Raw genomic sequence first — 7,670 nt, forward strand, 5'->3', positions numbered from 1 at the left:
GGGAGACCCCAGATGCGCACTCTGATCAGCACCGCGTTCGTTTCGCTCGACGGCGTCGTCGAAGCCCCCGGCGGCGAGCCCGGGTACCGGAACTCCGGGTGGACGTTCAAGGACGTCGAGTTCCTGCCGGAGGCCTACGAGATCAAGGGGCGGGAGCAGAAGGAGGCCGCCGCGATGCTGCTCGGCCGCGTCAGCTACGAGGCGTTCAGCCCCGTGTGGCCGGGCATGGCGGAGTTCGCCGACTACAAGGTGATGCCGAAGTACGTCGTGTCCACGACGCTGGGCGAGGGCGACCTCGTCTCGGACTGGGGCGAGACGACGATCCTGCGCTCGCTGGACGAGGTCGCCGCGCTGAAGGAGACCGAGGGCGGCCCGATCATCATGCACGGCAGCGCCACGCTCAACCGGGCGCTGTCCGACGCGGGCCTGATCGACCGGTACCACCTGCTCGTGTTCCCGCTGCTGCTCGGCGCGGGCAAGCGGCTGTTCAGCGACACGGACAAGGACGCGCAGAAGCTCAAGCTCGTCGAGCACGAGGCGTACGCGAACGGGATCCAGAAGAACGTGTTCGACGTCGTCCGCTGACCCGCCCGGGCTGATGCACTTCCGTGGATCCCCCTACCGAACGCCGCACGTCCTCGGCCTAATGGTGTGTGCAACATGAGTTGCGCAAGATGTCTTGCATAGTGGCCGGGGTGGGTGCCAGCATGGCGCGCATGGCCGATGCGGACGACTCCAAGGTGACCGATGAGCGGGTGCTCGCCGCGATGGCGCACCCGCTCCGCCGGCGGCTGCTGGACGTGCTCAAGGTGCACGGCCCGGCCACGGCGAGCGCGCTGGCCGGCCGGACCGGGCAGGCGGTGCCCAACATCAGCCACCACCTGAAGGTCCTCGGCGCGGCGGGCCTGATCGTGGAGGCGCCGGAGCTGGCCCGGGACCGGCGAGAGCGCTGGTGGCGGCTCGCGGCCCCCGAGATCCGCTGGGTGACCGCCGACTTCGACGACGATCCGGCCCGGCAGGCGGTGGCCGGCGCGGCGGTCTCGCTCGGCCTCGACCGGCAGGTCGGCCTGGTCCGCGCCTGGTTCGCCGTCCGGGAGGAGCGGCCGGCCTGGAACGGGGCCGCGTTCTCCGTCGACACATGGCTGCGTCTGACCCCCGCCGAGCTGGGCGAGCTGGAGCGGGAGATCCTCGCCGTGCTGGACCGGTGGGAGCGGCGCGGCGTCCCCGACGACGGGCAGGCGCGCGAGCCCGTCTTCCTGTTCGCGCACGGGGTTCCGGCGCAGCCGTGACGGCCACTGGGGCCGCGCCGCCGCACGCGTCCCGGGGCCGGCGCCGTGGCCCGTTCCGGCACCGGGACTTCCGGTCGCTGTGGATCGGCCAGACCGCCAGCAAGCTCGGCAGCGGCGTGACCGGTGTGGCGCTGCCGCTCATCGCGGTCACCGCGCTGGACGCCGGCACGTTCCAGGTGGCGCTGCTCCCAGCGGCGGCCTGGCTGCCCTGGCTCCTCGTGGGACTGCCGGCCGGCGCCTGGGTGGACCGTCTGCCGCGCCGCCCGGTGATGCTCGCTTGCGATCTGGCCGCGCTGCTGCTGTTCCTCAGCGTCCCGGTCGCGGCGTGGCTGGATCGGCTGAGCGTCGGGCACCTGCTGGCCGTCGCGCTGGGGGCTGGCACCGCGAGCGTCTTCTTCCACACGGCCTGCCAGGTCTACCTGCCGTCCCTGCTGGACGGGGACGAGCTGGCCGAGGGCAACGCCCGGATGCAGGCGTCCGAGGCCGCGGCCGAGGTCGGCGGCCCGGCCGCCGCGGGCCTGATCACCCAGCTCGCGGGCGCGGTAAACGCGCTGCTCGCCGACGCGGCGAGCTTCCTGGTCTCGGCGCTGTGCCTGCTCGCGATCCGGACGCGCGAGCCCCGCCGGCGGCGGGCCGGGCACGGCGGCACGCTGCGCCGGGAGATCGGTGAGGGCCTCCGCTTCGTGGCGGCGGATCCCTACCTGCGGGTGCTGACGGTGTTCTCGGCGGCCAGCAACATCGGGCTGGTCGGCTACCAGTCGATCCTGGTCGTGTTCCTGGTCCGCGAGGTGGGGGTAAGCCCGGGCGCGGTCGGCGCCCTGACCGCCGCGGCGGGCGCCGGCGGGGTGCTCGGCGCCGTCTCGGCCACCGCCCTGGCCCGCCGCTTCGGCTCGGCCCGCGCGCTGCTCGCCGCCGAAGCCGGTGCCGCGCCCTTCGGGCTGCTGATCCCGCTGACCACGCCGGGCCCGGGACTGGCCCTGGCCGTCGCGGGCGGGCTGGCCGCCGGCGCCGGTGCCGCAGTCGGCAACGTCCTCAAGGGAAGCTTCCGGCAGGTCTACACGCCGCGCCGCCTGCTCGGCCGGGTCACGGTGACTATGCAGCTCGTCGGGTACGGGAGCATCCCGCTCGGCGCGCTCCTCGGCGGGACGCTCGGCACCGCGCTGGGCGTCCGCCCCGCCATGTGGATCATTACGGCCGGGCTGGCGGCGACCGGGACGATCCTGCTGGCCGGGCCGCTGCGCCGGCAGCGTGACCTGCCGGACCGTCCGGCGGCGGCGCCCGGACGCGACTGACCGCCGCGCCCGGCGGGTGCGAGGGGGGGCTCAGTCGAGGCAGAACTCGTTGCCCTCGGGGTCGGCCATCACGATGTGGCCGGCGCCGAGCGGCGGAGCGGGCTCGTGGCGCCGGATACGGGTGGCGCCGTGGGAGACGAGCCGCTCGGCCTCGGCCTCCAGAGCCGTCATCCGCTCGCCGCCGGTGAGGCCAGGAGCCGCCCGGACGTCGAGGTGGACGCGGTTCTTGGCCTGCTTGGGTTCCGGGACGCGCTGGAAGAACAGGCGCGGGCGGGCGCCGTCGGGGTCGACGATCGCCGAGGCGTCGTTGCGGCGTTCGGGCGGGACGCCCATCGCGTCGAGCGCCTCGTCCCAGGTGCTGTAGTTCCCGGGCGGGTCCTGCAGTTGGTAGCCGAGAGCCTCGGCCCAGAACGCGGCCAGCGCGGCCGGGTCGGCGCAGTCGAAGGTCACCTGGGTCTCGCGCGCCACGTCAGTCCGCCTTCCTGCAGGTACGGGTCGCGGAGCAGGCACGCCTCCGCCAGGTGATGGATCATCTCACGATTGACGTGCGTGACAAGCGCCGCCATCGGACGGTCGCCCCCAGGGCCCCTCGGCCTCCCCGCACGGGCGGGCGAGGCCAGGCGCCGCCACGAACGCCGTCCATGTCGGGGCGATGAGCCGACCGAGTCGGGAGAAAGCGGTCGAGCAGGACAACAGCGGCCCTCATCTTTTTTGTGTGCATTTTTCAATAGAAGCCGCATCCGAAAAAACTTTTTGGCGGGGGCGCACCCCTTTCGCTCCTCCCAGCGACTCTTTATAGGCAGCAGGTGCTCGCCGGTGGATAGTCGCGGTTCCGTGTTCGCGAAGTCGCCCGGGCCGGCTGCGGGGTTTCGCCAAGTACGGACGCCAGGTCCAATAGTGAAAGCGGGTTCAAAGGATGTTCCACGGGAATCGGCCCGGGCGGGAGGTTTTCGACGAAAATGAAATTTTCGGACAGGTCCTGGAGATCGCGCGCGGCACTGCCCGGGGCCTTCGGATGAGCCGTGACGAGGTGGAGGACATCGCCGGCGTGGTGGCGTTCGAGCTCTGGAGGCACCCCGCCACGCTCAGGAAGATCGTCGAGGAGGGGCGCGACCCCAAGCAGTACGTCCGGAAAGTCGCCTACCACGCCTGCCTGAAATCCTTCGGGCAGAAACAGAACCGTCACGAGATCGATGCCGTCGGTTTTGAAATCGAGTCGGACGGGGGTGTTCGGAACCCTTTCTCGGGTCCTTCCGGCGAGGCCGCGGACGACCTCCGTCTCCGGTCGGCGCTGGCCCGCCTCGACCTCGGCCTCCGAGTCATCGTGTTCATGCGCATCTACCAGGACAAGACGATCCCGATGATCCATGAGGATATCGGTATACCCCTGGAGACCGTGAAAAGCCGGTGGCGGCGGGCGAAAGAGTTGCTGCGGAAAGAATTCCAGATCGACCAGGACAACGAAGAGGCGGAATGAGATGGGATACTCCGAATCGGACGAGGAGTTCGAGTCGCTGCTCCGGGCGATGGCCGCGGCGGAGATGCGGGGCGTCCCCCCGGTCGCCGTCGACGAGCGCGCCGCGCTGAAGCGCTTCCGACGCCGGCTGCGCGCCCACCGGGCCGCCGAGCGCCGTGCCGAGGTGGTCCGCCATGCCGCCGCGCTCCGCGGCCTCCTCCAGCGGGGGCTCGTACCGACCGGCGGCGTCCGGCTCGTCCTCGTCATCGGCGGGACGGTGGTCCTGCTCGGGATCGGGACCTATCTGAGCCTCGCCTCGTTCCAGGATGAGCGCGGCGGGCGACCCGGCGACGTCGCGCTCGGCTCCCCGCAGGCGCGGTCGCCGCAGCCGTCGCCAACGCGGCGGCTCGCGGGAGGGCGGAGCGTTCCGATCAAGACCTCGCTGTCGGGCCGGACCGCCGTGGACGGTTCCGGTCCGCGGCACACCGCCGGCCCGCCGGGCGCACCGAATGCCGGATCTCCTCCCGAGGTCGCGGAGAACCCGCCGACCGGGACATGGATCGTCAAGGGAAAGGTCATCGTCCGCGAACACCAGATCCGCCTGGAAGCCGAGGCCGAGCAGGTGGAACTGACCGCCGTGGTGAGCGCCCGGAACACCGACGAGCCCTGCCTCTGGTCGGCGTCCGCAGGCACCTATCGCGGTGAGCGCAGGCCGCCCACCACCGATCCGACTCCCGTCACCTTCTCCATCGAGAAGCCGACCGCGGAGATCACCTTGGGCGTCAGGCATCCCCCGCCGTCCGCCGGCTCCCAGGCAGGGGAATGCGTGATGACGGACATCACCGTCAAGGGGACCCCGGTGCAGCCGGGGCCCGGATCGCCGGCCCGGACGCCGGCGGAGACCGCGTCCCCTGCGCCGGGCACCGGGACGGGCGGTGAGGAAGCGAACCGGCGCCGTACCGCACCCACCGCACCCACCGCACCCAGCCCGACGCCCACGCAGCCGACCGCGCCTGTCCCGGCGGCCTCGCCGGAGACTTCGTCGTGAGGCCGGCCGCAGCCCGATTCCGCCCAGAAAGGACAACCGCTCGCATGAGCAGAGCCTTGGGAGAACCCGCGCGCCCGCGAAGCGTCGGGGGACGCACCTGGCGCAAGAGCAGCCATTCGGCCGCTGACAGCTACTGCGTCGAACTGGCGCTGATGTCCGACGGCACCATCGGCGTCCGCGACAGTAAGGCCCCCGACCGAGGCGCGCTGGTCATCGCGACCGAGCAGGCCGCCCGGTTCCTGGGCCGTGCCATGGAAGGAGCCTTCGACCTGCGGGCCTGACGGCCCGCCCGGGACCGGTCCGCCTTGTGGGCGGGCCGGTCCCGCTCCTTTTTGCGGGAGAACCGTACGGGCTCGCCGGTGGACGGCTGCTGCCGGAACCGCGGGGCCGTCCGGCACGTACTGAGGGCAGGTGACTTGCCGGGAATGGTGTGCTTGTTGTTATCTGCGGTGTCTCGGGAGGTCTCCAGGGGGTCGGGGGCGATCCGCTGGAGGGACGGTGAGGCGCGTGGGCGAGGACGTGGACCTGCTGGTCCGGGCGGCGCAGGACGGCGACCCCGAGGCCAGGGAGCGGCTGGTCGCCGAGCACCTGCCGCTGCTGTACAACGTGGTCGGCTGGGCCCTCGACGGCCACGCCGACGTGGACGACGTCGTCCAGGACTCGGTGCTGCGCGCGCTTGGCGGGCTGCACGGCCTGCGCGAGCCCGGACGGTTCCGCTCCTGGCTCGTGTCCATCGCGATGAACCAGGTGCGCCGCCGCTGGACGTCGCTCCAGCGCGGGACGCCGATGGACCCGGACGCGATCGCGCGGGTCGCCGCGTCCGAGGCCGACTTCGCCGAGGCCGCCGTGCTGCGGCTGGAGCTGTCCGGGCAGCGCCGCGAGATCGCCGAGGCGACCCGCTGGCTCGACCCGGGGGAGCGCGAGCTGCTCGGCCTGTGGTGGCTGGAGGCGTCGGGGCATCTGACCCGGAGCGAGCTGGCCGACGCGCTGGGCGTGTCGGCGGCGCACGCGGCGGTCCGGGTGCAGCGGATGAAGAAGCAGCTCGCGACGTGCCGGGCCGTCGTCCGGGTCGTCGGGGCGGAGCGGCGCTGCGGCGCGCTCGCCCCGGTCCTCGCGCAGTGGGACGGGCGGCCGTCGCCGCTGTGGCGCAAGCGCGTCGCCAAGCACGTCCGCGGGTGCCGGGCCTGCGGCGCCCGGCAGCGGGACCTGCTGCCGCCGGAGGCGCTGCTCGCGGGCCTGGTCATGGTGCCGCTGCCCGCCGCGCACCCGCTGCACGCGCTCCCGGCGGCGCTGACGGCCTCGTCCACGCCGACCGCCGCGTCCGGTGCCGGCGCAGTGAGCGCGGCGAAGGGCGCCGGGATGGCCGCGGCCAAGTGGGTGGCGGGCGCGGCGGCCGTCGGCGTCGCGGGCGCCGCGGTGGTCTTCTGGGGCATGCGGGACGGCTCGCCCGACGACCCACCGCCGCGCAACGACCCGCCGGCCGCGGCGCAGCGGACGCCGTCGCGCACGCCGACGCCGCGGTCCGGCGCCACGTCCGTCAAGGAGCACCTCGCGCCGCCTCCCGCCAAGAAGGCGAAGCCGACCCTCGAACAGCAGGTCGTCGACCTGGTCAACCGGAACCGGGCGAAGGCAGGATGCCGCCCGCTGCGCGTCTCGCCCGCCCTGCACAAGGCCGCGCAGGCGCACACGGAGGACATGGCGTCCCGGCACGCCCTCGACCACCGCGGCTCCGGCGGCACCGACCCGGGCGACCGGATCACCGCCGCCGGGTTCCGATGGAGCGCGTGGGCGGAGAACATCGCGCAGGGCCAGGCGTCCCCGCCCGCCGTGGTGACGGCCTGGATGAACAGCCAGGGCCACCGGGCCAACATCCTGAACTGCGGGCTGACGGTGATCGGGGTGGGTTTCGTGCGGGGGTCCGGCGGCCCCTGGTGGACCCAGGACTTCGCGACCCCCGCCTGAGCCGACCCCCGCCTGAGGTGGCCCGGGTGGTCAGCGGCTCGTGCCGAAGTCCTGCGTCCAGTACGGGCCGCCGCTCAGCACCACGCCGACGCCGATCTCCTTGAACCCGCAGTTCAGGATGTTCGCGCGGTGGCCGGAGCTGTTCATCCACGCCTGCATCACGCTCGCGGGCGTCGCCTGGCCCTTGGCGATGTTCTCGCCGTAGGAGGACCAGTGGTAGCCGGCGGCGGTGATGCGGTCGCCCGGGTCCTTGCCGTCGGGGTTGGTGTGGTCGAAGAAGTTGCGGGCGTGCATGTCGGCCGAGTGCCCCTGCGCGGCCCGCGCCAGCTTGCTGTTGACGGTCAAGGCGCGGCAGCCGTGCTTGGCCCTTTCGGCGTTGACCAGCGCGACGACCTGCGAGGCGTACCGTCCGGCGGTCCCGCCCACGGGCGCGGCCGGGGCCTTCGGCTTCGCGGGCGCCGTCGTGGCGGGACGGTGCCGCGTCGCCCGCGGCGTCGGCTTGTGCGACGGCTTCGCCTTCTTGTGGTGCTTCGGCTGCGGCTTGCGGCTGGGCGACGGCTGCGGCGCGTCGGCGACCGGGCTCGGCGGCGCGGCGGCGCTCGGGGACAGCGACGAGCCGCTCG

The 7,670-nt window shown here is 73.2% G+C and carries 9 protein-coding genes; 7 read left to right on the forward strand and 2 right to left on the reverse strand.

Annotation, left to right across the window (positions count from 1 at the left end; translation table 11 throughout):
• Positions 1–12 precede the first annotated feature (12 nt).
• The 3 genes from F9B16_RS27895 (at position 13) to F9B16_RS27905 (ending at position 2,581) form a co-directional block, all read left to right on the forward strand.
• Complete coding sequence (locus tag F9B16_RS27895) at positions 13–585, forward strand: dihydrofolate reductase family protein (protein WP_192809026.1); 573 nt, start codon at positions 13–15, stop codon at positions 583–585.
• Positions 586–716: 131 nt separating this feature from the next.
• A complete protein-coding gene (locus tag F9B16_RS27900) occupies positions 717–1,289 on the forward strand; it encodes an ArsR/SmtB family transcription factor (RefSeq protein ID WP_151543180.1) in 573 nt (190 codons plus the stop codon).
• Positions 1,286–2,581 (forward strand): MFS transporter, encoded by a 1,296-nt coding sequence (locus tag F9B16_RS27905; protein ID WP_151543181.1) that lies wholly within the window; start codon positions 1,286–1,288, stop codon positions 2,579–2,581. The genes F9B16_RS27900 and F9B16_RS27905 overlap by 4 nt, the downstream gene beginning before the upstream one ends.
• Before the next feature lie 30 nt (positions 2,582–2,611).
• On the opposite strand, the gene F9B16_RS27910 is transcribed toward F9B16_RS27905, so the two are convergent.
• On the reverse strand, positions 2,612–3,049 hold the full coding sequence (locus tag F9B16_RS27910; protein ID WP_151543182.1) for a VOC family protein: 438 nt from the start codon (positions 3,047–3,049) through the stop codon (positions 2,612–2,614).
• A 547-nt stretch (positions 3,050–3,596) separates the two neighbouring features.
• Here F9B16_RS27910 and F9B16_RS27915 point away from each other — a divergent pair.
• From F9B16_RS27915 to F9B16_RS27930, 4 genes are all read left to right on the forward strand, one after another.
• Positions 3,597–4,058: an RNA polymerase sigma factor gene (locus F9B16_RS27915; RefSeq protein WP_151543183.1), complete on the forward strand. Its 462-nt coding sequence runs from the start codon at positions 3,597–3,599 to the stop codon at positions 4,056–4,058.
• A 1-nt stretch (position 4,059) separates the two neighbouring features.
• A complete protein-coding gene (locus tag F9B16_RS27920; RefSeq protein ID WP_151543184.1) occupies positions 4,060–5,085 on the forward strand; it encodes a hypothetical protein in 1,026 nt (341 codons plus the stop codon).
• Positions 5,086–5,129: 44 nt separating this feature from the next.
• Complete coding sequence (locus F9B16_RS27925) at positions 5,130–5,366, forward strand: DUF397 domain-containing protein (protein ID WP_151543185.1); 237 nt, start codon at positions 5,130–5,132, stop codon at positions 5,364–5,366.
• 226 nt (positions 5,367–5,592) lie between these two features.
• Positions 5,593–7,047: a sigma-70 family RNA polymerase sigma factor gene (locus F9B16_RS27930; RefSeq protein WP_151543186.1), complete on the forward strand. Its 1,455-nt coding sequence runs from the start codon at positions 5,593–5,595 to the stop codon at positions 7,045–7,047.
• 30 nt (positions 7,048–7,077) lie between these two features.
• Here F9B16_RS27930 and F9B16_RS27935 read toward each other — a convergent pair.
• Positions 7,078–7,670: CAP domain-containing protein (locus F9B16_RS27935; protein WP_192809027.1), on the reverse strand; the 593-nt coding region annotated here is incomplete at its 5' end.

This window comes from Actinomadura montaniterrae (genome assembly GCF_008923365.1).
GTDB lineage: Bacteria > Actinomycetota > Actinomycetes > Streptosporangiales > Streptosporangiaceae > Spirillospora > Spirillospora montaniterrae.

Excerpts from the sequence above, each read along its gene's own strand:
- F9B16_RS27895 (WP_192809026.1), top strand. The coding sequence starts at position 13 with ATGCGCACTCTGATCAGCACCGCGTTCGTTTCGCTCGACGGCGTCGTC.
- F9B16_RS27900 (WP_151543180.1), top strand. The coding sequence starts at position 717 with ATGGCCGATGCGGACGACTCCAAGGTGACCGATGAGCGGGTGCTCGCC.
- F9B16_RS27915 (WP_151543183.1), top strand. The coding sequence starts at position 3,597 with ATGAGCCGTGACGAGGTGGAGGACATCGCCGGCGTGGTGGCGTTCGAG.
- F9B16_RS27920 (WP_151543184.1), top strand. The coding sequence starts at position 4,060 with ATGGGATACTCCGAATCGGACGAGGAGTTCGAGTCGCTGCTCCGGGCG.
- F9B16_RS27925 (WP_151543185.1), top strand. The coding sequence starts at position 5,130 with ATGAGCAGAGCCTTGGGAGAACCCGCGCGCCCGCGAAGCGTCGGGGGA.